Origin of the sequence: Streptomyces sp. NPDC053750 (assembly GCF_044544295.1) — a bacterium.
GTDB lineage: Bacteria > Actinomycetota > Actinomycetes > Streptomycetales > Streptomycetaceae > Streptomyces.
Window position 1 is genome coordinate 1 of record NZ_JBITXB010000007.1, and the last position, 25,611, is coordinate 25,611.

The following is a 25,611-nucleotide window of genomic DNA, read 5'->3' on the forward strand; positions in this document are numbered from 1 at the left end:
GGTACTGCAGGGGGGACCCTGTGGGAGAGTAGGACGCCGCCGAACAAATATTGCGAGAAAACCCCGCACCGTCACGGTGCGGGGTTTTCTGCGTTTACTGTCTCTGTATGCGCTACGACCTGGTTATCTTCGACAACGACGGCGTCCTCGTCGACAGTGAGCCGATCTCGAATCGGCTGCTGGCCGGCTACCTGACCGAGCTGGGGCATCCGACGTCGTACGACGACTCCCTTCGGGACTACATGGGGTCCGCGATGCACCGGGTCCATGACCTCGTTCTGGAGCGCACGGGGCGTCGGCTGCCGGAGGACTTCGACGACGTCTTTCACCAGCGGGTGTTCGCTGCCTTCGAACGGGACCTCGAGCCGGTGCCGGGGGCCGGTGGTGTGCTGGAGAAGCTAGCGGCGGACGGGGTGGCGTACTGCGTGGCTTCCTCCGGGAGCCATGAGCGGATTCGGGTGGGGCATCGGAAGACCGGGCTGGACCGGTGGTTCGACGACGCGCGGATCTTCAGTTCCCAGGATGTGGGGCGGGGGAAGCCGGCGCCGGATCTGTTCCTGCACGCGGCCGAGCGGATGGGGGTCGCGCCGCAGCGGTGTGTCGTGGTGGAGGACAGCCCGCTCGGGGTGCGGGCGGCTGTGGCTGCCGGGATGGATGTGTACGGGTTCACCGCGATGACGCCGGCCGCGCAGCTCGCCGAGGCCACCCAGCTCTTCGGTGACATGGGGGAGTTGGCTGACCTGCTGGTATGACGCCGGGCCTGGGGTGGTAGCGCCAAGCCCGGTGAAGGTGAGTGAAATTCACCTTTGGCTGGATCTACCCACGGGTAAGCCAGGGCCCTACGCTCCCGCCATGACTGATGTGCTGCGGCGCGGCAGGGCCTCGCTCGCCTTCGGCTTCTTCGCGCAGGGTGTCGCCTTCGCTCTGCTCGTGACGCGTATCCCGGCCATCCAGGACCGGTACGGCGTCTCCGACGCGCTGCTGCCGGTCTTCCTCGCTGCTGTGCCGATCCTGGCCGGCGTAGGGAGCGTGGCGACCGAGCGGCTGGTGCGGCGGGTCCGGCCCAGTCGGCTGCTGCGCTGGTCCCAGCCCGTGGTGCTCCTGGCGCTGCTCGGCGTCGGTGCGGGAGACCGGATGGCGGGGCTGGCGGTGGCGCTGGCCGCCTTCGGGCTGGCCGTGGGGGTGCTGGACGCGTCGATGAACATGCTCGGCGTGAGTCTGCAGCGGTCGTACGGGCGCAGCATCATGCTGGGGTTTCATGCGACGTACAGCCTCGGCGGGATTCTGGGTGCCTCGCTGGCGTGGGTGGGGGCGCACGGGGATCTGGCGTTGTGGGTGTCGTATCTGCCGGTTGTCGTGGTGCTGTTGCCGGCCGCGTTGGCGGGGAGTCGGTGGTACGTCGACGGGGACGGTGTGGGTGGGAAGAGCGCCGAGGAGCGGTCGAGGAAGGGGGAAGCAGCCGGCGTCGGGTTCAAGGTGTTGTTGCCGCTGTGTCTCGTGATGACCTTCGCGTACATCGGGGACTCGACCGTCTCCAACTGGAGCGCGAAGTACCTCCAGGACGTGCTGGGGAGTTCCGAGCAGCTGGCCACCGTGCCGTACAACGTGTACATGGTGACCACGCTGGTGGGGCGGGCCGTGGGGGACTTCGGGGTGCGGCGGTTCGGGGCCGTGGCGGTGGTGCGGGGTGGGGCGGTCGTGGCGGCGGGCGGGTTCGCCGTGGTGGCGGCGGCGCCGGGGGCGTGGGTGGGGATGCTCGGGTTCACCCTGCTGGGGCTCGGGTTGTGCGTGCTGGTGCCGCAGACGTTCGCCGCGGCGGGGCGGCTCGCCGACGACAGGCACGGTCCTGGGGCGTCCGATGCGGCGGTGGCGCGGCTCAACGTCTTCAACTATGTGGGGTTCCTGGTCGGTTCGCCGTTGGTGGGGGCGTTGGGGGACGCCTGGAGCTACCGCGGGGCCATGCTCGTACCGATGGTGTTGGTGCTGGTGACGCTCGTGTACGCCAGGTCGTTCGAGGCTCAACCGGACCGATACGGTGGCGGGCATGAGCGGCCGCGCACAGCTGATGTGGGACGAGGCAGTAACGGGGTATGACTTCGGTCCGGAGCATCCGATGGATCCGGTCCGGCTGGCCCTGACGCGAAGTCTGGTCGGTGCCCTGGGGCTGGACCGGGAGGTGGAGGTCGTCGCGGCGCGGGCGGCCGGGGAGTCGACGCTGCGGCTCGTCCACCGGGAGGACTACATCGACGCGGTGAAGGCGGCGTCGGTGGACCCTGGGGCGGCGGACGGGGCGTACGGGCTCGGGACGGTCGACGATCCGGCCTTCGAGGGGATGCACGAGGTGTCCGCGCTGATCGCCGGGCAGTCGGTGGGGGCGGCGGAGGCGGTGTGGCGCGGGGACGCGCTGCACGCGGTGAACTTCGCGGGCGGGCTGCACCATGCGATGCCGGGCGCGGCGTCCGGGTTCTGCGTGTACAACGACGCGGCGCTGGCGATCGCGCGGCTGTTGGAGCTCGGGGCCGAGCGGGTCGCGTACGTCGATGTGGACGTGCATCACGGGGACGGGGTGCAGGCGGCGTTCTGGGAGGATCCGCGGGTTCTGACGGTGTCGCTGCACGAGCATCCGCGGACGCTGTTCCCGCAGACCGGGTGGCCGGAGGAGACGGGCGCCGAGTGCGCGGAGGGGACTGCGGTGAACGTCGCGTTGCCGGCCGGGACCGGGGACGCGGGGTGGCTGCGGGCGTTCCACGCGGTGGTGCCGGAGGTGATCGCGGACTTCCGGCCGCAGGTGCTGGTGACGCAGCACGGGGCGGATACGCACTTCGAGGATCCGCTGGCGCATCTGGCGGTGTCGCTGGACGCGCAGCGGGCGGTGCAGGTGGCGTGTCATGAGCTGGCGCACGAGTACGCCGACGGGCGGTGGGTGGCGCTGGGGGGTGGTGGTTACGCCGTGGTGGAGGTGGTGCCGCGGTCGTGGACGCATCTGGTGGGGATCGCGGCGGGGCGGCCGGTGGAGCCGGAGACGGTGATTCCTGAGGGGTGGCGGCAGGAGGTGTATGCGCGGACGCGGCAGTTGGGGCCTCAGCGGATGACTGATGGGCGGTGGCCGGTGTCGTGGGCCTCTTGGGAGGAGGGGTACGACCCCGCGGATCGGTTGGATCAGGCGGTGGTCGCGGCTCGGCGGGCGGTGTTTCCGTTGCGGGGGCTTTTGGCTTGACGGGGCGGTGGCTCTTGGGTGGCCGGCGCTTGTAGGTGGCCCGCCGCTGGTGTCGACCAAGGGTGGGTGACGCGGCCCGGCGCTGCGGGGTGCCGCCTGCGCCCACCCGTGCCGCCCCAGCGGCACGACTGCCGCAGCTACGACGGCACGACTGCCCGCGGCTACGGCGGGGTGTTACGCCGACCGTGGGTAGGTTTGTGGGTTTCTCCGTGTGGGGGTGGGGGATGCGTCAGCATCGGTTCTGTGCTGACCCGTGGAGCTCTTCGGGCTCATCTTCTGGACGTGCGTCTTGCCGGGGTCGTGGCGACTTCCCGGGAGGTGAGTCTGCGGAGTTACCGCTTGTTCGCCGCCCGGGATCCGCGGGTGCTGATCGGGATCGACCCGGAGGGTGAGTGGGGGCAGCGGGAGCTGCTCGGGCTGATGGCGGAGAGGTGCGGGGTTTCGGCCGATCCGGACGACACTTCGGGCCAGGATGTGATCGATCCCGATCGCACCCTGGCCGCCCTCGACGCCTTCGCCGATCGGCTCGCCGCGGTTGCTCAGCGTCGCGGACCGGTGCTCCTCGGCACCGGGCACCCGCACCGACTGCTCGGTTTCTACGCCGCGTTGGCCGATGCGCTGTCGGCGGCCGGATGTGCCGTCCTCACTCCGGCGCAGGGCCACCGTGTCGACATAACGACCCGGTTCGGCCTACGCACCTACAACCTCGACTACGTCCGGGGAGTCGCGTTGGTGCGGGAACCCGCCGCGGGACGCGCCGGTGGTGAGCCCGGCGCACACACGCATTCCCCGCTCCCGGTTCGTACCGCGCTGGCCGTCGCGGCCGAGGCCGGCGGGCCGCTTCCCGAGCTGGTGATCGGGGACCACGGCTGGGTCTGCGGTGCAGGTCAGCTGGGGCTTGAGGCCGTCGGGCCGGCCGATACGGACGATCCCGCGCTCTTCGTCGGGGAGGCAGAGGGGTCCGTGTCCGTCGCCGTTCCACTTGATGACGCTGTGCGGTCTGAGTACTACCGGCCGCTTACCCGCTACGTACTCAATCGGGCGTGTCTGTCACGGTAGGGAAGCGATGGGTGCACCTCTTCCCCATTCGCATCACCCGCCCCTACATTGGGGAGTGAGCACGCAACGACGAAGAGTCACCGGAAGGGGAAGCCGGTGGCCGTCGAGTGCGGAAGGTTCAGGTGTGTCATGGCTGCAGCTGGCGAAAGGCCTCTGAACGAGGTTCAGTTCCTTACCGTGGCGGAGGTCGCCTCGGTGATGCGCGTGTCCAAGATGACCGTGTACCGGTTGGTGCACAGCGGTCATCTGCCCGCGATCCGGGTGGGACGGTCGTTCCGTGTCCCGGAGCAAGCGGTTCACGAGTACCTTCGCGAGAGCTATGTGGGGGTGGAAACGGCCTGACAACCCTCGATTACGACCTCAGCTCTCGGACGGGTAGGCTAGCCCCTCGTAGGTCGTGTGGGCCCATGGCGCCCAACAACCGAGTGATGAGAAGTGAGCGAGGGTAGTCGTGGGCTCTGTTATCAAGAAGCGGCGCAAGCGGATGGCCAAGAAGAAGCACCGCAAGCTGCTCAAGCGCACGCGCGTTCAGCGTCGCAACAAGAAGTAAGCGTCGCTGCGCCGTCAGCGTGTCCTGTGGCCCCCCACCGCATCCGGTGGGGGGCCACAGTCGTATCCCCGGTCCGGGACGGGTGACGACCCGCGATTTCTCGTCACGTGCTGCATCCGGTGGTCATCACAGCGCAACACCCACCGGCTAAGTTGGCCCGCAGGTGGGGAACGCGGCAGGGTACGGAGTAGGTCGGAAGGAAGGCGCGGATCTTGGGCAAGGTCGTGCTCGTGACCGGGGTGGCCCGTCAGCTGGGGGGCCGGTTCGTCCGGCGCATCCAGCGTGATCCCGACGTGGACCGGGTCGTCGCCGTGGACGCCGTCGCGCCGGAGCACCATCTGGGCGGTGCGGAGTTCGTCCAGGCGGACATCCGGCAGTCCGCCATCGGGCGGGTGCTCGCCGAGACGGGCGCCGACACGGTCGTCCACATGGACGTCACGGGCACGCCGCTGGGCAGCGGCAGCCGGACGTCGGTCAAGGAGACCAACGTCATCGGCACGATGCAGCTGTTGGGCGCCTGCCAGAAGTCGCCGACCGTGCAGCGGCTCGTGGTGAAGTCCAGTACGAACGTCTACGGGTCCGCGCCCCGGGACCCGGCCGTCTGCACCGAGACCACGGCGCCCAAGTCGCTGCCCAGCGGCGGCTTCGCCAAGGACGCGGTCGAGGTCGAGGGGTACGTGCGGGGCTTCGCGCGCCGTCGGCCCGACGTCGCGGTGACCGTGCTGCGGTTCGCCAACATTTTGGGGCCGGGGGCGGAGACGCCGCTCGCCTCGTACTTCGGGCTGCCGGTGCTGCCGACGGTGTTCGGGTACGACCCGCGGCTGCAGTTCGTGCACGAGGACGACGTGATCGAGGTGCTGCGGATCTCCTCGCACGAGCCGCGGCGGGGCACGCTGAACAGCGGCACCTTCAACATCGCCGGCGACGGCGTTCTGCTGCTCTCCCAGTGTTCGCGTCGGCTGGGCCGCCCCACGGTGCCGCTGCTGCTGCCCGCGGTCACCTGGGCGGGCTCGCTCGTGCGTACGCTGGGGATGACGGACTTCTCCCCCGAGCAGATCCGGCTGCTCACTCACGGGCGGGTGGTGGACACCACGCAGATGCGCGAAACCCTGGGCTTCCGGCCGAAGTACACGACGGCCGAGACGTTCGCGGACTTCGCGCGGGGTCGTGGGGCCGGACTGCTGCCGCCCGAGGCCCTCGCGGGGGCCGTCGACCGGATCGCGGAGCTGACCCTGCGGGGCAGCGGCCACCTCCCGACGCAGAGCGCCAACTGAGGAGCGCATCAACGATGGCGGACGCCAAGGTCATTCCGTTCGACGACGACCGGTCACGGGGGAGTGGTGGGAGTGGCGGGAGCGGCGGGAGTGCGGCACAGCGCCCGTCGCGACGCCGCGGCGCGGGGAGCCGGCGCAAGAGCACGGCGGAGTCCGTGCCGGTGCGCGAGGTGCAGCCGCTGCCCGTGCGGGGGGCCGCCGCGCAGGACGAGGCCCCCGTGACGCCCGAGGCGGCCGGGGAGCCCGAGGCGCGGGCGGAGGGCACGGACGGCGGCCTGGAGCGCCGTATCGCGGGCGGTCTGGCCTTCCTGCGCCGCCGGCTCACCGGCGACTACGAGGTCGACGACTTCGGCTACGACGCCGAGCTCACCGACCAGGTGCTGATGTCCCTGCTGCGGCCGGTGTACGAGAAGTACTTCCGGGTCGAGGTGAAGGGCGTGGAGAACATCCCGGCCGAGGGCGGCGCGCTGATCGTCGCCAACCACTCCGGGACGCTGCCGCTGGACGGCCTGATGATGCAGGTCGCCGTGCACGACCACCACCCGGCCGACCGGCATCTGCGGCTGTTGGCGGCGGACCTGGTGTTCGTGCTGCCGGTGGTCAACGAACTGGCCCGCAAGCTCGGCCACACCCTGGCCTGCGCGGAGGACGCCGAACGGCTGCTCGCGCAGGGGGAGCTGGTCGGGGTGATGCCGGAGGGCTTCAAGGGGATCGGCAAGCCGTTCGGCGAGCGGTACAAGCTCCAGCGGTTCGGGCGCGGCGGCTTCGTCTCGACGGCATTGCGGCAGGGCACGCCGATCATTCCCTGCTCGATCGTCGGGGCGGAGGAGATCTACCCGATGATCGGCAACGCCAAGACCCTGGCGCGGTTGCTGGGCTTTCCGTACTTCCCGCTGACGCCGACGTTCCCGTGGCTCGGTCCGTTGGGTGCGGTGCCGTTGCCGACGAAGTGGACGATCCAGTTCGGGGAGCCGATCCGCACGGACGGCTATCCGCCGGAGGCGGCCGAGGACCCGATGCTGATGTTCAACCTGACCGACCAGGTGCGGGAGCAGATCCAGCACACGCTCTACAAGCTGCTGGTGCAGCGGCGGTCGGTGTTCTTCTGACGCGGCGTTCTCCGGCTTCTGGCGGTACGGCGGTGGGGTGTCCCTGTATCAGGGGCACCCCACCGTCTCACTCGCCTCGCTCCGCGTCCTCCGCTTCGATGCCCAGGCCGGGAAGGAGGCCCGGGAGGAGGGGCGGGAGGGTGACGTCCGGCTTGGGGGGCGGGGTGTTGCCGCCCGTGGACGGGGAGGCGCTGCCGGTGCCCTGGGGCGGGTCGAGCAGGTCGCCGGTGTCGCCGCCGATGAGGCCGTCGTTCTCCTGGCCGGAGTCGGCGGACTCGCTGGGCCGGCCGCTGTCGGTGCGCCCGGCGTCGGGTGTGCCGGCGGTGCCGGGGGCCGACGAGGCGCCGGTGTCGGGCGTGTTGGTGGTCGCGGACTCGGAGCCGGTCTGCCCGCCGCCCTCACCGGTGTCGGCGTCCTCGGTCTGCGGCTGCGGCAGCATGGACTGCAGCGGGGCCACGTCGTCCTCTATGGCGTCGAACACCGACGACACCTGCTCACTGACGTCCCCGAGCTGCACGGGCAGCCGCTCGCGCAGGGCTCCCCAGGTCTCCCGATGGGAGCGGGAGAAGGAGGAGAGGGCCTGCATGGGGGCCAGCGAGCCGGGGTCGCGGGCGTAGGCCGCGCTGAGCAGGCGGTGGCCCTCGGAGGCGTCGTGGCGCATGCCGGACAGGGCTCGGCGGACCTCGCCGAGGGACTCGTGGTCGAGGGGCCCGCCGCGGTCGCGCTCCATCAGCCGGCGTGCCTCGCTCAGCCGGGTCGACGCCAGGTCCAGGTAGGCCCGGCCGCGCTCGTCGTCCCCGTCGGCGAGACCGAGGCGGAAGTCCTCTATGCCGCGCTTGAGGCCGTAGAGCGAGTCGCCGGGCAGGGCGTCCGAACTGGCGGCGGCGACTCCGCCGAAGGCTCCGGCGGCGACGCTCACGCTCAGTCCGCCCGCGGTGAGGCCCTTGGCCAGCCGTGAGCGTGGCCGGAACCTCTTCAGCGGGGTCGCCCGGTGGGTGCCGCGCGCCCGGCGTTGCTCCGGCACCGAAGTGTCCGGCGCTCCGCCGCCCGCGGTGCCCTCCTGAAGCATGGCCTCGAACGCGGCCACCAACTGGGCCCGCTGGACGACCTTGACCTCGGGATCCAGCTCGGGCCGGGGTAGCGTCTCCAGGCCGGTGGCGAGGGCCAGCAGACGGCCCTGCTCGGTCTGTTCCGCGGTGGCCCCCGTGGCCGCCGGTGCTTCGGACTGCTCGGCCGCCGCCCGGGGATCGGACTGCTCCTCCAGAGCCTGGGCGAAGGCGCTCGCCCGCCGGTGTGCCGATACGTTCGCGATCACTGGCGGCACCTCCTCTCGTCATGACGGTCGACTCCCCAGGGGGTCCTGAGGGTTGCACACCCTGATCGGAATCATCCGATCGTGTGATCGGGGTCGGCCAGGGGGTGACCACAGGGAGCCTGCATCCCGCACAACGAGCGGCGCGGCACTTGGGTTACGGACGTTGGATGCCTGGACCGCGGACTCAACGGACTTTCACTGCTGGTGACTTGGGGGATGCGGAGAGTTGCGACGGAGTGCGACGGGTTGGGCGCCCGGGGGCGCCGGGAGGTCAGCGGGCGTCGTCCGGGAGCAGTCGGGCGAGGGTGCGCACGGCCCGGTACTGGAGCGTCTTGATGGCGCCCTCGTTCTTGCCCATGACGCGGGCGGTCTCGGCGACGGAGAGGCCCTGGAGGAAGCGCAGGGTCACGCATTCCTGCTGCTGCGGGTTGAGCCGTCGTACGGCGTCGAGCAGGGCTGCGTTGGAGAGGGATTCGAGGACGGAGTCCTCGGGGGAGCGCTCGACCTCGTTGGCGTCGAGCATCTCGCCGGTGGTGACCTCCAGCCGGAAGCGGCTGGACTTGAAGTGGTCGGCGACCAGGTTGCGGGCGATGGTGACGAGCCAGGCGCCGAAGTCGCGGCCCTGCCAGGTGAAGGTGCCGATGCGGCGCAGGGCCCGCAGGAAGGTCTCGCTCGTGAGGTCCTCGGCGGTCGCCTTGCCGCCGACGCGGTAGTAGATGTAGCGGTAGACGGTGTCGCTGTACTGGTCGTAGAGCCGGCCGAAGGCGTCGGCCTCGCCGGCCTGGGCGCGCTCGACCAGGTCCATCATGCGGGCACTGTCGCTGTCGGCGGCGGGGCGGCGGTGGGTGGTGGCGGCCCCCGGCGAGGAGGACCGCGCGCGTCGGCCGACGGCGGCGCTTCCCTCGGCCAGGGCATAGCACGGGCCGACGGGGGCGGTGGCCGTGGCGAGGGCGGGGACGGCATACGCGGTGGGGACGAAGCCGCGCAACAGTTCTTGGGCTGATTTGACCGTTGCGCGCAGCGTAGCCAGGCCCGAGGCGTCAACCCCGACGTGTGGGTACACGGGACTCCCAGAGGCAGAGCTTCCATCACGTGCAGTACGGAACCATTCACCCGTCGTAGCGAAGGTGGGGCACCGGAATGCGTCTGAGGAGAATAACGCTTAGTGCAGGCACTGCTACGCCCAGTTGCTCAAATCATCGATTACGTCGCTTCTGTGCCCGATTGACGCTCGATCAGATGCGTCAGAGTGATCGGTTGATGACCGGAACGGTTCGGATTCCTGGTGACTGCAGAGCGTGTTGTGGCCGATGTGAGTAAAGGGGGCTGGAGAGGGTGTCCTGTGCCTGTCCCGGGGGTACGTCACATGGATGGCTCAGCGGCGGCGACGGTGCAGCGCGATGGCCGCCGCGGTGCCGCCGGCCACCGCGCCGACGCCCGCGGCCGCGGGGATGCCGACCTTGGCCGCCTTGCGACCGGTGCGGTAGTCGCGCAGGCGCCACTCCAGCTCGCGGGCGTGCTTGCGCAGCTTGGAATCGGGGTTGATCGCGTACGGGTGTCCCACCAGCGACAGCATCGGGATGTCGTTGTGGGAGTCGCTGTAGGCGGCGCAGCGGGACAGGTCCAGGCCCTCCGCCGCCGCCAGCGCCCGGACCGCCTCGGCCTTCGCGGGGCCGTGCAGCGGTTCGCCGACCAGCTTGCCCGTGTAGACGCCGCCGATCGACTCGGCCACCGTGCCCAGCGCGCCGGTCAGGCCGAGGCGCCGGGCGATCACCTGGGCGATCTCCACCGGTGCCGCCGTGACCAGCCAGACCTTCTGCCCGGCGTCCAGGTGGGCCTGGGCGAGAGCGCGGGTGCCCGGCCAGATCCGCTCGGCCATGTACTCGTCGTAGATCTCCTCGCCGATCGACCTCAGCTCGGAGACGCGGTGGCCCTTGACGATCGACAGGGCGGAGTCGCGGGCGTCCTGCATGTGCTCCGGGTCCTCGAACCCGGCGAGCCGGAACCACGCCTGCTGCCAGGCGAACCGGGCGAGGTCGCGGGTCTCGAAGAAGTTCCGCTTGTACAGGCCACGGCCGAAGTGGAACAGCGCGGCGCCCTGCATCACGGTGTTGTCGAGGTCGAAGAAGGCGGCTGCTCTCTCGTCACCGTGGACCGGGAAGTCCGGCTCCTCGCCGGAGACGGTGACGGTTCCGGTTTCTTCCTGGGTGGACTTGCGCGCTGCCTCCGCAGAGGCCTCGCCAGCCAACACGCTCCGCGCCGTGGCGGAGCGCCTACGGGGAGAGAGCCATCCGAGAGCGGCCATGTCCGTGAGCATAGCCAGTTTGTTCGGAGGCTTCGGAGCCGAGAGGTTCGGAGGCTGTGAACTCTGGGCGGCCACGGCGTTAAAGGGCCCGCGCCACGGGCGCGTCGGCGTGCCTTCCCGGCAGGCGGTCCGCTCGCCGCCGGGGGGTCGGCCCGCGGCGCCGTGCGCGCGAGAATGACCGGCATGAGTCCCCTCTTCCGCCGAAAGCCCGCGTCGGCCCCGCAGGTCCCGCCAACCACTCAGGCCACGCAGTCCTCCCAGGCCGCTCAGCCCTCTGAGTCCCCTCAGCCCTCTCAGTCCTCCGAGAACCATCTCGTCACCCTCATCCGCAAACCCGGCTGTCATCTGTGTGATGACGCACAGCTCGTCGTCGAGAGGGTGTGTGCCGACCTCGGTGTCCCCTGGGAGGGGAAGGACATCACCGAGGACCGCCAACTCCACGACGCGTACTGGGAGCAGATCCCGGTCGTCCTGGTCGACGGCAGGCAGCACACCTTCTGGCGTGTGAACGAGGAACGGCTGCGCAAGGCACTGACCGAGCAGTCCAAGTAGTCCGGATGGTCGCTTAGGATCGATGGCGACTTGGTCTCGGGGGCGTTGATCATGAGGAGCGTGGGCGGCTTTGCCCCCGATGGGAGAGGAACGCGTGTACGCGTGCGCCGGTTCCCGGTTCGTGCGCCGGGGGCGCGTGAGCCCGGTCACGTTGGCCGGGCAAATCGGACACCATCTTTGTGCACGCGTTCACAAAGACATAGCCTGCATTCGACGGGGCGGTCATGTAGGGACGTATGACCGCCTACAGCCCCGCTCTACCCGCAGGAGCACCGTGGCAACTGGCCGAACACACCGACCGGCGACCCGCAGCCGAGGGATTCCCGAGGCCACCGTCGCCAGGCTTCCGCTGTACCTCCGAGCCCTCACCGCTCTGTCGGAGCGCTCGGTGCCCACGGTCTCCTCCGAGGAGCTGGCGGCCGCGGCGGGAGTCAACTCCGCGAAGCTGCGCAAGGACTTCTCCTACCTGGGCTCCTACGGGACCCGGGGCGTCGGCTACGACGTCGAGTATCTCGTCTACCAGATCTCCCGCGAGCTGGGGCTCACCCAGGACTGGCCGGTTGTGATCGTAGGAATCGGTAACCTCGGCGCCGCGCTCGCCAACTACGGCGGGTTCGCGTCCCGTGGTTTCCGGGTCGCCGCGCTCATCGACGCCGATCCGGGGATGGCCGGAAAGCCCGTCGCGGGCATCCCGGTGCAGCACACCGACGAGCTGGAGAAGATCATCCAGGACGACGGTGTCTCGATCGGTGTGATCGCGACCCCCGCCGGTGCCGCCCAGCAGGTCTGCGACCGGCTCGTGGCCGCCGGTGTCACCTCCATCCTGAACTTCGCGCCGACCGTGCTGAACGTCCCCGAGGGCGTCGACGTGCGCAAGGTCGACCTCTCCATCGAGCTGCAGATCCTCGCCTTCCACGAGCAGCGCAAGGCCGGCGAGGAGGCCGCCGCCGACCCCGGCGTCGTGCCGCCCGCGGTGGCCCGCAAGCAGCACTCCGCCGACCAGGGACCCGACGGGGACGTGCCCGCCGTGATGCCGGCATGAGCCTCCTCGTCGTCGGACTGAGCCACCGCAGCGCCCCCGTGAGTGTGCTGGAGCGGGCTTCGCTGAGCGCGGACGCGCAGCTGAAGTTGCTCCAGGACACGGTCGCCGCCGAACCGGCCGCCGAGGCCGCGGTGCTGGCCACCTGCAACCGCATCGAGCTCTACGCCGACGTGGACAAGTTCCACGCCGGTGTCGCCGAGCTGTCCACGCTGCTCGCGCAGCACAGCGGGGTCGGCCTGGAGGAGCTCACTCCTTATCTCTACGTGCACTACGAGGACCGGGCCGTCCACCACCTGTTCTCGGTGGCCTGCGGGCTCGACTCGATGGTGGTCGGCGAGGGCCAGATCCTCGGCCAGATCAAGGACTCCCTGGCCCGCGCGCAGGACCTGCACACCGCCGGCCGGCTCCTCAACGACCTGTTCCAGCAGGCGCTGCGGGTCGGCAAGCGCGCCCACTCCGAGACCGGCATCGACCGCGCCGGGCAGTCCCTGGTCACCTTCGGCCTGGAGCAGCTGGCCGCCGGGGCGGACGTGAAGCAGTGGGCCGCGGGCAAGAAGGCCCTGGTCATCGGCGCGGGCTCGATGTCCTCGCTGGCCGCCGCGACGCTGGCGCGGGCCGGTGTCGCCGAGATCGTGGTCGCCAACCGCACCTTCGAGCGAGCCGAGCGCCTCGCGGCCCTGCTCGAAGAGCAATTTGGACCACGGCTGACCGAGGGTGACGACACCCACGTACGGGCCCGCGCGGTCCCGATGGACTCGGTGCCGGTCGAGCTGACACGTGCCGACGTGGCCGTCTCCTGCACCGGTGCGACCGGGCTCGTCCTCACGGCGGACGCCGTGGCGGCGACGGTGGAGGGCCGGACGGGTGCCCCCGTCGCCGTGTCCGTCTCCGTGGCCGAGGACGCCCGTCCCACCGCCGCGGGGACGGGTGCGGAAACGGCACTGCCGAGTGCCGGTGCCGACGAGAACTGCCCGCTGGACCTGTCCTCCGTGCCGTCCGGCTTCTCCGTCATGGGGGAGGCCGCCGTGGCCGGCCTGGACGCGGCGACGCTGGAGCAGCACGGGGCCTGGGCGGCGGGCGGTACGGCCGTGGACCGGCCGCGCGAGACCGGGCGGCCGGGCGCCGAGGCGGACGCCGAGCTGATCGGCGCGCTCGCCGCGACGGCGACGCGTGTCGGCCGGATCCCCGAGCGCCGCCGGCCCGAGCCGGTCGCCGAGGTGCCGCGGCCCGAGCCCGTGCTCTTCCTCCTCGACCTCGCGATGCCGCGCGACATCGACGCCGCCGTGCACCGGCTGGCCGGGGTGCGCCTGGTGGACATCGAGTCGCTCGCCGACGCCTCCGCGGACGCGCCGATGGCTTCCGACGTCGACCTGGTCCGCCGTATCGTCGCCGACGAGGTCGCCGCGTTCGGTGCCGCCCAGCGGGCCGCGCACATCACGCCGACCGTCGTCGCGCTGCGCAGCATGGCCGCCGACGTCGTGGCCGGCGAGATCGCCCGGCTGGAGGGGCGGCTGCCGGGGCTCGACGACAAGCACCGCGCCGAGATCACCCAGACCGTCAAGCGTGTGGTCGACAAGCTGCTGCACGCGCCGACGGTGCGGGTCAAGCAGCTCGCCGCCGAACCCGGCGGTGCCGGGTACGCCGACGCGCTGCGCACCCTGTTCGACCTCGACCCCGAGACGGTGGCCTCCGTCTCCCGCGCCGAGAACAGCACTGAGAAGAACCGAGGGCCGGCATGACTGAGAAGGCACTGAGGCTGGGGACCAGGCGGAGCAAGCTCGCCATGGCCCAGTCCGGGCAGGTGGCGGACGCCGTGAGCCAGGTGACCGGTCGGCCCGTTGAGCTGGTCGAGATCACCACGTACGGTGATGTGTCGCGGGAGCACCTGGCGCAGATCGGCGGCACGGGTGTGTTCGTGGCCGCGCTGCGCGAGGCGCTGCTGCGGGGCGAGGTGGACTTCGCGGTTCACTCGCTCAAGGACCTCCCGACCGCGCAGCACGAGGGCCTCGTCGTGGCCGCCGTGCCGGAGCGTGAGGACCCGCGGGACGTGGTCGTCGCCCGGGACGCGCGCAAGCTCACCGACCTCCCGCGCGGGGCGCGGATAGGTACGGGGGCGCCGCGTCGCATGGCGCAGCTGAACGCGTACGCCCGTACCCACGGGCTGGAGATCGAGACGGTCCCGATCCGGGGCAACGTCGACACGCGCATCGGGTACGTCCGCAGCGGCGAGCTCGACGCCGTCGTGCTGGCCGCCGCCGGGCTGAACCGGGTGGGCCGCATCGACGAGGTGACCGACTTCCTGTCGGTCGACACGGTTTTGCCGGCTCCCGGCCAGGGGGCCCTGGCGATCGAGTGCACCGCGGACAACGCGGACCTCGTCGCCGCGCTCGCCGAGCTCGACGACCCGTTCACGCGGGTCGCCGTGACGGCCGAGCGGTCACTGCTCGCCGCCCTGGAGGCCGGTTGCAGCGCACCCGTGGGTGCGTTGGCCGACCTTCTGGCCGACGGGCAGATTGTCAAGGAAATGCGCCTGCGCGGCGTCGTCGGCACGACCGACGGCTCGACGCTGGTGCAGCTGTCCACCACCGGTCCCGTGCCCGAGACGCACGAGGCGGCGCTGGCTTTCGGTCGCGAACTCGCCACCGAGATGCTCGCCCAGGGCGCGGCCGGTCTGATGGGGGAGCGAGCACATTGAGCCCCACCACCTTTCCCGCCGGTCCGGAACACGGGCACGTCACCTTCCTGGGTGCCGGACCCGGAGATCCGGGACTACTGACTCTGCGCGCCGTGGAGGCGCTGGCGCACGCGGACGTCCTCGTCGCCGAGCACGAGGTGCTCGACGTCGTACGCACGCATGCGCGGCAGGGCGTCGCCGAGATGCACACGGATGCCGATCCGTCGGATCCGGGCGCAGGCACGCCCCAGCTGACGGTTGTTGACGGTGCGTCAACGGCCGTCGGTGTCCCCGCCGTGCGGGATGCCGCACATCTTGTCATGGAGGCCGCGCGGGGCGGCAGGCGGGTCGTGCGTGCGGTGACCGGGGACCCCGGGCTCGACGCGGACGCCGCCGAGGAGATGCTGGCGTGCGCCGCGGCCGGGGTGCCCTTCGAGGTCGTCCCGGGCATCGCGAACGCCGTCGGTGTGCCCGCGTACGCCGGTGTGCCGCTGCGCGACGCCGAGGGCGCCGACGTGCGGTTCGTGGACGCGCGTACGGCGTCGGACCGCTGCTGGACCGAGGTGGGCGCCTCCGACGGCACGGTGGTCGTGTCGACGACGCTGGACTCGGTGGCCGCGGCCGCCGGGGAGCTGGTGTCGGCCGGTCGCAAGCCGGACACCCCGCTGACGGTGACGATCGCCGGTACGACGACGCGGCAGCGCACCTGGTCGGCGACGCTCGGCACGGTGGCGCAGACGCTGAAGCAGGCGAAGGTGCTGCCGTCCCCGGACGGTGGCCGGCCGGTCATAGCCGTGGTCGGTGAGCGCTCCGCCGCCGCCCGCCGCGACCAGCTGTCGTGGTTCGAGTCCAAGCCGCTGTTCGGCTGGAAGGTCCTCGTGCCGCGCACGAAGGAGCAGGCGGCGTCGCTCTCCGACCAGCTGCGGTCGTACGGGGCCGTGCCGAGCGAGGTCCCCACCATCGCGGTCGAGCCGCCGCGCACGCCCCAGCAGATGGAGCGGGCGGTCAAGGGCCTGGTGACGGGCCGGTACGAGTGGATCGCGTTCACCTCGGTCAACGCGGTGAAGGCGGTCCGGGAGAAGTTCGAGGAGTACGGGCTGGACGCCCGTGCCTTCGCGGGCATCAAGGTCGCCGCGGTGGGCGAGCAGACGGCGAACGCCCTCATCGCCTTCGGCGTGAAGCCGGACCTGGTGCCGAGCGGCGAGCAGTCGGCCGCCGGTCTGCTGGAGGACTGGCCGCCGTACGACCCGGTCTTCGACCCGATCGACCGGGTGTTCCTGCCGCGCGCCGACATCGCCACGGAGACCCTGGTCGCCGGGCTCATCGAGCTGGGCTGGGAGGTCGACGACGTCACCGCCTACCGGACGGTGCGCGCCTCGCCGCCGCCCGCCACGACGCGGGAGGCGATCAAGGGCGGTGGCTTCGACGCGGTGCTGTTCACCTCGTCGTCCACGGTGCGGAACCTGGTCGGCATCGCCGGCAAGCCGCACAACGTCACGGTGATCGCCTGCATCGGCCCGGCGACGGCCAAGACGGCCGAGGAACACGGGCTGCGGGTCGACGTCATGGCTCCCGAGCCGTCCGTCCACAAGCTGGCGGAGGCCCTGGCCGACTTCGGCCTGCGGCGCCGCGCGGCGGCGGTGGAGGCCGGGGATCCTGTGACGCGGCCGAGCGAGCGGCGGCCGGGGGCGCGGAGGCGGCGGTCTTCGACCTGAGGTGATGCGGGGCGCTCCTTGCGGGGCGCCCTGCTCTCTTGGACTGTGGGGCGTTTTTCCCACGCCGGGCATCGGATTGTTGGGGGTCTCCAGGCTGCGCGGGCCGACGGTGTTTGTTCCGTCAGTGCCCGGAGGCGTACGGCAGGAAGGTCGTCCATGCGGGGGCTGCGGGTTCCCGGAGTCGCGGACGAAGACGTGTTTCTCGTCCGGGGTGGCCACTCCGACGCAGTCGGGGCCGCTGGACGTGCTGAAACTGCTCTCTTTGTGCACTCCAGGATGATTCCGTACGGGATGTCCAGGAGCTGCAGCTCTTTCGGCTCCGCGATCACGTGGCTGATGTGCGCCACTTCGACATGACCAACTGTGGTGCCGTCCCCGCGCCTGAGTGTCCTGAACGAGCCGTCGAGCCCCGAGTTCTCCTCGCGGCTCAGGGGCAGCGCCTGAAGGTCGTTGCTGCGACCGTGCGTATCACCGCTCCGGCCTCTTCGTCGTCCAGCACCGCCTCCCACTTGCTCATGCCGCCGCCCTCCCGCCGAGCGCCCTTCCCCGGACCAACCTCCGACCTTCGTTACCGGTCGCCCCGGGCAGCCCGGACGGAACCGGACGCACCACGGACAGCCATCGACCGCAGGGGCCGGCCGTCTTCACGGCTGATGTACGTATGAACACGCTGGGTGACACAAAACAGGCCACGGCCGACGTCGTCCACCGTGTTCTTCTCTTCGGTCGCCCGCCCTGCCTGAACGCCGGTGCGCGGCCATCCTCGTCAAGGGTGCCATGTGTCGGCCCGTAGCAGGCCGATGTCCGTAATCCGAAGAAATGTTTCCAATCGAGAAGACAGCCTCCTAAGTTCCAAGTGGGCGGTGTCGGTACGTTGCATAGGCATAGCTTCTGGATGGCGGGTGGGTAGTGGTCGCGGGAGCGAGTCTCTTCCCACGTGTAGTGACACGTGTCACATGCTACTCGTGCGTAACGTGATCACCGCGTGGGCATTGGTCACCTTTGGTGGGTTTTGGTGTTTGTCGCGCACACAGAGAGCCAACGATGTGCGGCCCGGATGGGCATACCGTGACTTTGCTGTGGTCCTACGATCAATAAGCGATCAAGATGGCAACGCCCCACGGTGCAACCGGAAACCGGGAGGGCGCGCTCCGGCGGGGACCGACGGAGGCGCAGTCTGCGCACCCCAGGGGTGGGGACAGCTTCGAACGGGGAAACGCATGAAAATTCGCGAAGCGACATCGGCCGACCAGTCCCTGTCACGACCGGACGGGGGGCAGGTCGGGGTGGAGGTGCTCAACGGCGCGCAGTCGATCAGAGGGGAGGTCGAGAAGCTGGCCTCCCGCACGCGGTACCAGGCCTTGGTCTGTATCGACCCGGGAAAGTGGGGGCCGGAAGAATTCGACTGTTACCACTACCTGACCCTCATGAGCCTGCGCCGGGGCGTCGCTCTCAGACTGCTTGTCTCGCGGGCCGCGCTCGACGACGCCGTCGCGCTGTCCTACCTGGGGCGGATGAGGAGGGAGGGGGCTGAGGTACGGGTCACCGACGGCCCCGGCAACGCTCTGCTGCTGTGTGACGGACGAACGGCGATCGTGTCGCATCGCGGAGGCCCGTGGGCCGAGGAGGGCTTCGTCATGGAGGAACGGGGCGTGGTCGCCAGTCTGTCGGCGTTGTTCCAGCAGGCATGGGAGGGGGCGGCGGATCTGAGGACGTTCGCCGACCGCCAGGTCGGGCTGCAGAAGGAGGACCGTCGGCTGCTCGCCCTCATCATCAGCCCGGGCAAGGATGTCTTCCGCGCCCGCGAACTGGGCGTCTCCGTACGGACGTTCCACCGCCGGGTCGCGGACCTCTACGAACGGCTCGGCATCGGCAATCGGGCGGAGGCCGCACTCGTGGCCCGCGACTACCGCGTGCTGCCCGTGGACTCCGAAGTGGGCATGAGCGGTGTGCCGCACTCCGCCCCCCAACGATGGGACACGCCCAAGACGGGCCACGCCGACGTCGGCGCCTAGGCCTACTTCGGCGGACGCCGCTGACCTGAGGCCAGGTCCTCGGCCCGTGCTCCCGCGGCGACACGCGGAGCTTCGGGCCGAGGCCGCTGGACTGTTCGCATCCCGTGCGTCGTACGAGAACACGGCGGGGAGCACGGTCAGTAGGCCGTCTTGGCCATCCGCTGCCGCTCGCGCGCGGAGAGCCGGCTTCCGGATTCACGGCGGGTCATCCGCTGGAGCAGCCGCGGAGCCAGCGCGAGCCCGGCGACGGCCCACAGTGCGAGCACGCCCGCGACGGTCAGGTGCTGCCATGCGCCGGACACCTCGAGTGCCTGGGCGCTGTCGGGCAGCAGCGTGGAACGGAGTCCCTGAGCGATCCAGCGCAGCGGGAAGACGGACACGACGTTCTGCAGCCACGCGGGCAGGTCGCGCAGCGGGAAGAAGGTGCCGGAGGCGATCATCAGGCCCATCATGGGCAGCATGTAGATGCCGAGCGCCTCCCGGGCGGCGGGCAGCAGCGATCCGACAGCCGCGCCGATCGGTACGACGGCCATGATGCCGAGGGTGACGACCCACAGGAGCGTGAGCCAGCGCTGGGGTGTGTCGGGGAGTTCGATCCCCAGTAGAGCCCAACCGCCCAACAGCAGCAACGTGATGGACACCGCGATGTTCACAAGGACGAAGAGGGTCTTCCCGGTCACGTAGACGGTCATCGCGCCCGGTACACCGCGCAGGCGCAGCAGTGTGCCGTCCTCGCGGTCCCCGAAGAGGAACTGCGGCACGGTCAGCAGACCGAACATGAAGATGGTGGAGGCGATGCCGCCGGCCAGGGAGAGCTGGGTCGTGGCGTCGTCGCCGTCCCGCGACTGCCAGTAGGAGACGGCGAGGAACAGCAGCGGTGTCGAGAGGTAGGAGTAGATGTCCTTGCGGCTGCGCAGGACCTGACGCAGTTCGATGGCGCCGCGGGACAGGCCGAGTCGGTAGGGGTTCACGCAGCTGCCTCCTCGTGGTGGGCGGCGGACGGTACGGCGGTGTCCGGCCTGTGTTCCTTCGTCGCGTCCGCGGCTGACGCCTTGTCCTCCGCGATCATGCGGAGGTAGGTGTCCTCCAGCGTGGGACGGCGTACCTCCAGCTCGGGGATCGGCCCCTGGAGTCGTTGGTGCAATTCCCATACGACCTTCGACGGGTCCGCGGTGAGCCGCCGCTGCGGCAGGCCGTCCGGCTCTGTCCAGACGACTTCGGACCGGGTCCTGGCGGCGGCGGAGAGCTCGGCGAGGGTGCCGCAGGCGGTGATGCGACCGTGCTGAAGGATGCCGATGCGGTCGGCGAGCTGTTGAGCCTCGCTCATGTCATGGGTGGTGAGCAGCATCGTCGTACCGAGGCTGTCGCGCAGGCCGCGAATGAGGTCGTGGAAGTCGCGGCGTGCTTCTGGGTCGAAGCCGGTGGTGGGTTCGTCGAGGAAGAGCAGTTCCGGCCGGCCGACTATGCCCAGGGCGACGTCGAGGCGTCGTCGCTGGCCCCCGGAGAGTGTGCTCACCTGCTGGGTGGCCTGTGCGGTGAGGCCCACCAGTCGGAGCAGTTCGGCCGGGTCGAAGGCGCGCGTGTAGTAGCGGGCGAAGTGGCCCAGCAGGTCGCCGACCCGCCAGCGGCCGTGGTCGCGGTTGGCCTGGAGGACGATGCCCAGGCGGCCTCGCCAGGTGGCGTCCTCGTGTGCGGGGTCGTGTCCCAGGACCTCGGCGTCACCGCCGGAGCGGGCGCGGTAGCCCTCCAGGATTTCGATCGTGGTGCTCTTCCCCGCGCCGTTGGGGCCGAGCAGCGCGAACAGCTCGCCCCTGCGTACCTCCAGATCGAGCCCGCTCAGCACATCGCGTGTGCCGTAGCGCATCCGCAGCCCGCGGACGCGGATCGCCGGCTGCGGCGTGGAGGCCCGGTCGGCCTCCGGTGCCGTCTCCTGCAAAGTCATCGAACTCCCCAGTGATGTCAAGCGTCGTGGCCGCGCGCCATGGCCCGGGTGTCGTGTCACGGTCCGAGCGTCGGGAGACGCCTCGGACGCCCCGACGCCCCGCACGGCGCGTACGGCCCGAGGGGGCGGGATGCGCCCTGCCGTCACGGCCTGTTCTTTCCGTGAAAGTAGCACTTGCCAGTGCGGAAAGTAAATGCGAGTATTGCAATCAGATGCCGATCCCGATGGTCTGGAGGACCCGATGCACGACACCCCCGCTCACGGCGCCGTCGACGCCGCTGCCGCGCTGCGTGCCGCAGAGGCCGCGCGGGACGCGGCCGCCCGGCCGGGTGCCGCCCTGCCTGCCTGGTACCCGGCCGTCAACGGCGGGCTGGTGGCCGTCGGACTCGTCCTGATCGGCCTGCGGTGGGTGGTGGACGGCCCCTTGGCGCTGTCCGTCGGGCTGCTCCTCGCGGGTGCCCTGCTCGTGGCCGTCCAGGTGGTGCTCGCCCAGCGCTTCGAGCAGAAGCCCGGCATCATCCAGGCCTTTCCGCGTCACACCGGCCGCCGGCCGGTGATGCTGACGTACGCCGTCGTGCTGGTGGTGGCCGTGGGCGCGGGAGCGTTCCTCGGTCTGGCGGGTCTCTTCATCGCCGGCGGCGTCGGCGGGGGCCTGGCCAACTGGTGGCTGCTGACCCGGGAACGCGCGGGAGACCAGCGGCCGTGAAGGGCGAGGAAAAGGTGCAACCCGCACTGGACGAGCGCATTCACCACCCCACCCGGCTGGCGGTCATGGCTTTCCTGTCCGGATGTGCCGAGGCCGAGTTCCGTGCCGTACGGGAGGGGTGCCAGATCTCGGACTCGGTGCTGAGCAAGGTGGTCGCCGCTCTGGAGGCCGCTCAGTACATCGAGGTGCGCAAGGGATACGTGGGCAAGCGCCCGCGCACCTGGCTGCGGCTGAGCCCGGAGGGCCGCAGGGCCCTCCTCGCGCACCTCGAGGCGCTGCGCGGTCTGGCTGCCCAGGCCGCGGCGCTGGGCGCGGGGGCCGACGAGGCCCCCACGGCCGAGACGTAGTCCTGGCCCCTTCGCGAACCGCCGCCGTCCGCTCGAAGCGGGCGGCGGCTCAGTGCCGGCCGGCCACGGAGTCGTCGAACTGCGCCGCGTGCAGTCGGGCGTAGGCGCCGCCGTGGGCCAGCAGCCCTTCGTGCGTGCCCTGTTCGACGACGCGGCCCCCGTCCAGGACCAGGATGAGGTCGGCGTCGCGCACCGTCGAGAGCCGGTGGGCGACGATCACGGACGTACGGCCGGAGCGCAGCCGTGCCAGTGCCTGCCGCACCAGCAGTTCGGTGCGTGTGTCCACCGAGCTGGTGGCCTCATCCAGGACCAGGACGGCCGGATCGGCGAGGAAGGCCCGGGCGATGGTGACGAGTTGCCTCTCCCCGGAGCTCAGACCCAGTCCGCTCTCGCCGACCACGGTGTCGTATCCGTCCGGCAGCGTGCGGACGAAGTGGTCCACCCGGACGGCCTTCGCCGCGCGCACGACCGCTTCCCGCGAGGCCCCCGGCACACCGTAGGCGATGTTGTCGGCGATGCTGCCGTCGAAGAGCCAGGGGTCCTGGGCCACCAGACCCGTCCGCGAGCGCAGTTCTCCGCGGGGCAGGACGGAGATGTCGGTACCGTCCAGCACGACGCGGCCCCCGGCCGGCTCGTAGAAGCGCATGAGCAGGTTGAGCAGCGTCGTCTTGCCCGCCCCGGAAGGCCCCACCACGGCGACGGTCTGCCCCGGTGCCACGGAGAAGGAGACGTTGTCCATGAGCGGGGCGGACTCGTCGTAGCGGAAGGACACGTCTTCGAAGGCGATGCCGCCGCGGACGTCCGGGACGGGTCCGGGCGGCGTGGCGTCGGGCGACTCCTCTTCTTCCTCCAGGAACTCCAGGATCCGCTGCGCGGAGGCCGCGCCGGACTGCACAAGGGTCGTCAGTGTGGCCATCTGGGTCAGTGGCTGGCTGAACTGCCGTGCGTACTGAACGAACGCCTGGACGTCGCCCAGCGTGAGCGAGCCGGACGCCACTCGCAGACAGCCGACGACGGCCACGAGGACGTAGTTGACGTTGGAGGCGAAGACGGTGGCCGGCTGGATCACCCCGGAGGCGACCTGGGCCTCGAACGCCGCCGTGCTCAGTGCGGCGTTCTCCTCACGGAAGCGAAGCAGCGCCCGTTCCTCCTGGGCGTAGACCTTCACCAGGTCATGTCCGGTGTATGTCTCCTCGACGTGGGCGCTGAGCCGACCGGTGCTCTGCCACTGGGCGGCGAACTGCGGCTGCGCCCTGCGCCCCGCGTACACCACGATGAGCGCGAAGACGGGAACGACGGTCAGGGCCACGAGCGCGAGGATCCACGAGATCCAGAACATCATCGCCAGTACCCCCGTCACCGTGAGCACGGATGTCAGCAACTGGCTCAGCACCTGCTGCGCGCTCTGCTGGACGTTGTCGATGTCGTTCGTGGTCCGGCTGAGCACTTCGCCGCGCGGCTGCCGGTCGAAATACGCCATCGGCAGCCGGGTCAGCTTGTCGGCGATCCGCTCGCGCAGCGCGAAGACGGAGCGCTGCACGAGGGCGGTGACCAGGCGGGCCTGGAGCCAGCCGACTGCCGCGAGGGCCGCGTAGGCCGCGGTGGTCCACAGCAGGACCGTACCGACCGCCTGGAAGTCGGTGCCGTGGCCGGGGACGACGTCCAGCGCGGACACCATGTCCGCCAGGGAGTCCTGCCCCTGGGCCCGCAGTGCCACGACCGCCTCGGATTTGCTGACGCCTTCGGGCAACTGGCGGCCGATGATGCCGGCGACCACCAGGTCGGTGGCCCGGCCCAGCAGCCAGGGGCCGAGCACGGACAGTGCCACCGCCGCGGCGGCGAGGACCGACGACGCCAGGACGAGCGTCCGCTGCGGCCGCAGGACCCCCCACAGCCGGCGCGCGGCGCTCCCGAGAGCCGTTGCGGTCTCCTGCAACCGGGGTGTGCGCACGCTCACGCGACGGCCTCCTTCTCGGACTGGGACTGGGACAGGGCCAGCTGCCGGTAGGCCTCGCAGGAGCGCATCAGCTCCGGATGGGTTCCGCTGCCCACGACGGCTCCTTCGTCGAGAAGTACGACCCGGTCGGCGTGCCGGGCCGCCGAGACCTGCTGGGTGGTGATGACGACGGCGGCGTCCGCGGTCTCCTCGGCCAGGGCGCCGCGCAGCCTGGCGGCAGTGCTGTAGTCCAGGGAGGCAAAGGTGTCGTCGAGGAGGAAGATCCTCGGGCGGGGCACCAGGGCACGGGCGATGGCCAGGCGCTGGCGCTGACCACCGGAGAGGTTGGCCCCGCCCGGTGCGACGGGGGCGTCCAGCCCCAGTTCCAGCTCCGTGACGAAGTCCCTGGCCTGGGTGACGTCAAGGGCGTGCCACAGCTCCGCGTCGCTCGCCTCGGGGTTGCCGTAGCGGAGGTTGGAGGCGATCGTGCCCGAGAAGAGATACGGCTGCTGGGGGACGTAGCCGATCAGACGGGCCAGGGAACGGGGTGCCAAGTCCCGTACGTCCATGCCGTCCACCTCGACCGTGCCCGCCGTGGCGCCGTACAGCCGGGCCACGAGCCCGAGGAGCGTGGACTTGCCGCTGCCTGTCGAGCCCACCACCGCGGTGACCTCCCCCGCGCCGACCCGCAGGTCCAGGTCCCTGAGCACGGGTTCCAGGGCGCCTGGGTACCGGTACTGGGCGCCGCGGATCTCCAGCAGCTTCCTCCCGTCCGACATCCGGTCGCCGCGCCCGCCTGTGCCGCCACCCGGCCGGGCCGCGGGCCGCGTGGCGAGCACCTCCTGTATCCGCTCGGCGCTCACCTCGGCCCGCGGCACGAGCATGAAGATGAGCGTGGCCATCATGACCGAGCCCAGGATCTGGGCCAGATAGCCCAGGAACGCCGTGAGCGCGCCGATCCGCAGGTTGCCGTCGTCGATCCGGTGGCCGCCGAACCAGACGACGGCCACGGAGGACAGGTTCGCGATCAGCATCACGGCGGGAAGCATGAGTGCCGCCAGTCGCCCGGCGTGCAGGGACACGTCGCGCAGGTCCGCGCTCGCCCGGCCGAACCGGCGCCGTTCGTCGGCGTCTCGCGCGAAGGCCCGTACGGTACGGACACCCGCGATCTGTTCCCGCACCACACGGTTGACCTCGTCGACCCGGTCCTGCATCCCCCGGAAGACACCGCGCATACGGTGGGTGATCAGCACCGCCACCACCCCGAGCGCGGGAACGCTGACCAGCAGCAGCGACGACAGCGGCACATCCTGGTCGAGCGCCATCACCACACCGCCGACACACATGAGGGGCGCCGGCACCAGCATGGTCGTCCCCATGGCGACGAGCGCCTGGACCTGCTGCACGTCGTTGGTGGTCCGAGTGATCAGCGAGGCCACGCCGAACCTGCCCGACTCCTGTGCGGAGACCGTGAGCACGTGCGCGAAGACCTCCTCCCGCAGCGCGCGTCCCACGTCCGTCGCCAGTCGGGCACCCAGGTACAGGGCACCGAGCGAGCACAGGGCCTGGAGCAGCGTGACCGCGCTCATCACCCCGCCCAGCCGCCATATTTCCCCGGTGTCGCCGGCGAGCAGTCCGTCATCGATGATCGCCGCGTTGATGTCTGGGAGATAAAGGGCCGCTGCCGTCTGTGTGCATTGCAGCAGGACGAGAAATGAAAGGCGGCCGCGGTGCTGCCGCAGCTGTCTGTGGAGAATATGGCGCAGCATGGCGTCTTCCTCGGCGTGATGATGGGACGGGCGTGACTGTACGCGACCCGGATCGTTCGCCTTGGCGGTCGACTGTCAGTTCCT

General features: G+C 70.7%; 23 protein-coding genes. 16 read left to right on the forward strand and 7 right to left on the reverse strand.

Annotation, left to right across the window (positions count from 1 at the left end):
* Positions 1-107: 107 nt before the first annotated feature.
* The 8 genes from ACIGO6_RS20655 to ACIGO6_RS20690 all read left to right on the forward strand — a co-directional run bounded on the left by ACIGO6_RS20655 (position 108) and on the right by ACIGO6_RS20690 (position 7,209).
* Positions 108-752, forward strand: coding sequence for an HAD family hydrolase (locus ACIGO6_RS20655; RefSeq protein ID WP_399878220.1), 645 nt, complete (start codon positions 108-110; stop codon positions 750-752).
* Positions 753-810: 58 nt separating this feature from the next.
* Positions 811-2,094, forward strand: a complete 1,284-nt coding sequence (locus tag ACIGO6_RS20660; protein ID WP_399878930.1) for an MFS transporter — start codon at positions 811-813, stop codon at positions 2,092-2,094.
* Complete coding sequence (locus ACIGO6_RS20665) at positions 2,045-3,217, forward strand: acetoin utilization protein AcuC (protein ID WP_399878223.1); 1,173 nt, start codon at positions 2,045-2,047, stop codon at positions 3,215-3,217. The genes ACIGO6_RS20660 and ACIGO6_RS20665 overlap by 50 nt, the downstream gene beginning before the upstream one ends.
* Before the next feature lie 243 nt (positions 3,218-3,460).
* Entirely contained in the window at positions 3,461-4,276 is an 816-nt protein-coding gene (locus ACIGO6_RS20670) for a phosphatase (protein WP_399878225.1), read from the forward strand.
* A gap of 129 nt (positions 4,277-4,405) precedes the next feature.
* Positions 4,406-4,618, forward strand: coding sequence for a helix-turn-helix domain-containing protein (locus ACIGO6_RS20675; protein WP_004984898.1), 213 nt, complete (start codon positions 4,406-4,408; stop codon positions 4,616-4,618).
* A gap of 109 nt (positions 4,619-4,727) precedes the next feature.
* The gene (locus ACIGO6_RS20680; protein WP_003948845.1) at positions 4,728-4,826 is read left to right on the forward strand and encodes a 30S ribosomal protein bS22; all 99 of its coding nucleotides are present in this window, start codon (positions 4,728-4,730) and stop codon (positions 4,824-4,826) included.
* Positions 4,827-5,038: 212 nt separating this feature from the next.
* A complete protein-coding gene (locus tag ACIGO6_RS20685) occupies positions 5,039-6,100 on the forward strand; it encodes an NAD-dependent epimerase/dehydratase family protein (RefSeq protein WP_399878229.1) in 1,062 nt (353 codons plus the stop codon).
* A gap of 14 nt (positions 6,101-6,114) precedes the next feature.
* Positions 6,115-7,209, forward strand: coding sequence for a lysophospholipid acyltransferase family protein (locus tag ACIGO6_RS20690; protein ID WP_399878232.1), 1,095 nt, complete (start codon positions 6,115-6,117; stop codon positions 7,207-7,209).
* A gap of 67 nt (positions 7,210-7,276) precedes the next feature.
* On the opposite strand, the gene ACIGO6_RS20695 is transcribed toward ACIGO6_RS20690, so the two are convergent.
* The 3 genes from ACIGO6_RS20695 to ACIGO6_RS20705 form a co-directional block, all read right to left on the reverse strand.
* Complete coding sequence (locus ACIGO6_RS20695) at positions 7,277-8,524, reverse strand: DUF5667 domain-containing protein (protein WP_399878235.1); 1,248 nt, start codon at positions 8,522-8,524, stop codon at positions 7,277-7,279.
* 271 nt (positions 8,525-8,795) lie between these two features.
* Positions 8,796-9,587 carry an ECF subfamily RNA polymerase sigma factor, BldN family gene (locus tag ACIGO6_RS20700; protein WP_399878237.1) on the reverse strand — a complete coding sequence of 264 codons (792 nt, stop codon included), beginning with the start codon at positions 9,585-9,587 and terminating at the stop codon, positions 8,796-8,798.
* 312 nt (positions 9,588-9,899) lie between these two features.
* Positions 9,900-10,829, reverse strand: a complete 930-nt coding sequence (locus tag ACIGO6_RS20705; protein ID WP_399878240.1) for an HAD family hydrolase — start codon at positions 10,827-10,829, stop codon at positions 9,900-9,902.
* 174 nt (positions 10,830-11,003) lie between these two features.
* Between ACIGO6_RS20705 and ACIGO6_RS20710 the strand changes: the two genes are divergently transcribed.
* The 6 genes from ACIGO6_RS20710 to ACIGO6_RS20735 all read left to right on the forward strand — a co-directional run bounded on the left by ACIGO6_RS20710 (position 11,004) and on the right by ACIGO6_RS20735 (position 18,827).
* The gene (locus ACIGO6_RS20710) at positions 11,004-11,381 is read left to right on the forward strand and encodes a glutaredoxin family protein (RefSeq protein ID WP_399878243.1); all 378 of its coding nucleotides are present in this window, start codon (positions 11,004-11,006) and stop codon (positions 11,379-11,381) included.
* Positions 11,382-11,655: 274 nt separating this feature from the next.
* Positions 11,656-12,423 (forward strand): redox-sensing transcriptional repressor Rex, encoded by a 768-nt coding sequence (locus ACIGO6_RS20715; RefSeq protein WP_399878246.1) that lies wholly within the window; start codon positions 11,656-11,658, stop codon positions 12,421-12,423.
* The gene (locus ACIGO6_RS20720) at positions 12,420-14,162 is read left to right on the forward strand and encodes a glutamyl-tRNA reductase (protein WP_399878249.1); all 1,743 of its coding nucleotides are present in this window, start codon (positions 12,420-12,422) and stop codon (positions 14,160-14,162) included. Before ACIGO6_RS20715 ends, ACIGO6_RS20720 begins: the two co-directional genes overlap by 4 nt.
* Positions 14,159-15,118 (forward strand): hydroxymethylbilane synthase, encoded by a 960-nt coding sequence (gene hemC / locus ACIGO6_RS20725; protein ID WP_399878251.1) that lies wholly within the window; start codon positions 14,159-14,161, stop codon positions 15,116-15,118. The genes ACIGO6_RS20720 and hemC overlap by 4 nt, the downstream gene beginning before the upstream one ends.
* Positions 15,115-16,812 carry a uroporphyrinogen-III synthase gene (locus ACIGO6_RS20730; RefSeq protein WP_399878254.1) on the forward strand — a complete coding sequence of 566 codons (1,698 nt, stop codon included), beginning with the start codon at positions 15,115-15,117 and terminating at the stop codon, positions 16,810-16,812. The genes hemC and ACIGO6_RS20730 overlap by 4 nt, the downstream gene beginning before the upstream one ends.
* A gap of 1,220 nt (positions 16,813-18,032) precedes the next feature.
* Positions 18,033-18,827 (forward strand): hypothetical protein, encoded by a 795-nt coding sequence (locus ACIGO6_RS20735; protein WP_399878258.1) that lies wholly within the window; start codon positions 18,033-18,035, stop codon positions 18,825-18,827.
* Positions 18,828-18,964: 137 nt separating this feature from the next.
* Here the strand turns inward: ACIGO6_RS20735 and ACIGO6_RS20740 are convergent, their stop codons facing one another.
* Both ACIGO6_RS20740 and ACIGO6_RS20745 read right to left on the reverse strand, forming a co-directional pair.
* Complete coding sequence (locus ACIGO6_RS20740; protein ID WP_399878260.1) at positions 18,965-19,798, reverse strand: ABC transporter permease; 834 nt, start codon at positions 19,796-19,798, stop codon at positions 18,965-18,967.
* Positions 19,795-20,769: an ABC transporter ATP-binding protein gene (locus ACIGO6_RS20745; protein WP_399878263.1), complete on the reverse strand. Its 975-nt coding sequence runs from the start codon at positions 20,767-20,769 to the stop codon at positions 19,795-19,797. Before ACIGO6_RS20745 ends, ACIGO6_RS20740 begins: the two co-directional genes overlap by 4 nt.
* Positions 20,770-21,010: 241 nt before the next feature.
* Here ACIGO6_RS20745 and ACIGO6_RS20750 point away from each other — a divergent pair, with 241 nt between their 5' ends.
* Together ACIGO6_RS20750 and ACIGO6_RS20755 are read left to right on the forward strand one after the other, a co-directional pair.
* The gene (locus tag ACIGO6_RS20750; protein ID WP_399878266.1) at positions 21,011-21,475 is read left to right on the forward strand and encodes a hypothetical protein; all 465 of its coding nucleotides are present in this window, start codon (positions 21,011-21,013) and stop codon (positions 21,473-21,475) included.
* A gap of 14 nt (positions 21,476-21,489) precedes the next feature.
* The gene (locus tag ACIGO6_RS20755; RefSeq protein ID WP_399878269.1) at positions 21,490-21,822 is read left to right on the forward strand and encodes a transcriptional regulator; all 333 of its coding nucleotides are present in this window, start codon (positions 21,490-21,492) and stop codon (positions 21,820-21,822) included.
* Positions 21,823-21,871: 49 nt separating this feature from the next.
* On the opposite strand, the gene ACIGO6_RS20760 is transcribed toward ACIGO6_RS20755, so the two are convergent.
* Both ACIGO6_RS20760 and ACIGO6_RS20765 read right to left on the reverse strand, forming a co-directional pair.
* Positions 21,872-23,779 carry an ABC transporter ATP-binding protein gene (locus tag ACIGO6_RS20760; protein WP_399878272.1) on the reverse strand — a complete coding sequence of 636 codons (1,908 nt, stop codon included), beginning with the start codon at positions 23,777-23,779 and terminating at the stop codon, positions 21,872-21,874.
* Positions 23,776-25,527 (reverse strand): ABC transporter ATP-binding protein, encoded by a 1,752-nt coding sequence (locus tag ACIGO6_RS20765; protein WP_399878274.1) that lies wholly within the window; start codon positions 25,525-25,527, stop codon positions 23,776-23,778. The genes ACIGO6_RS20760 and ACIGO6_RS20765 overlap by 4 nt, the downstream gene beginning before the upstream one ends.
* Positions 25,528-25,611: the final 84 nt, after the last annotated feature.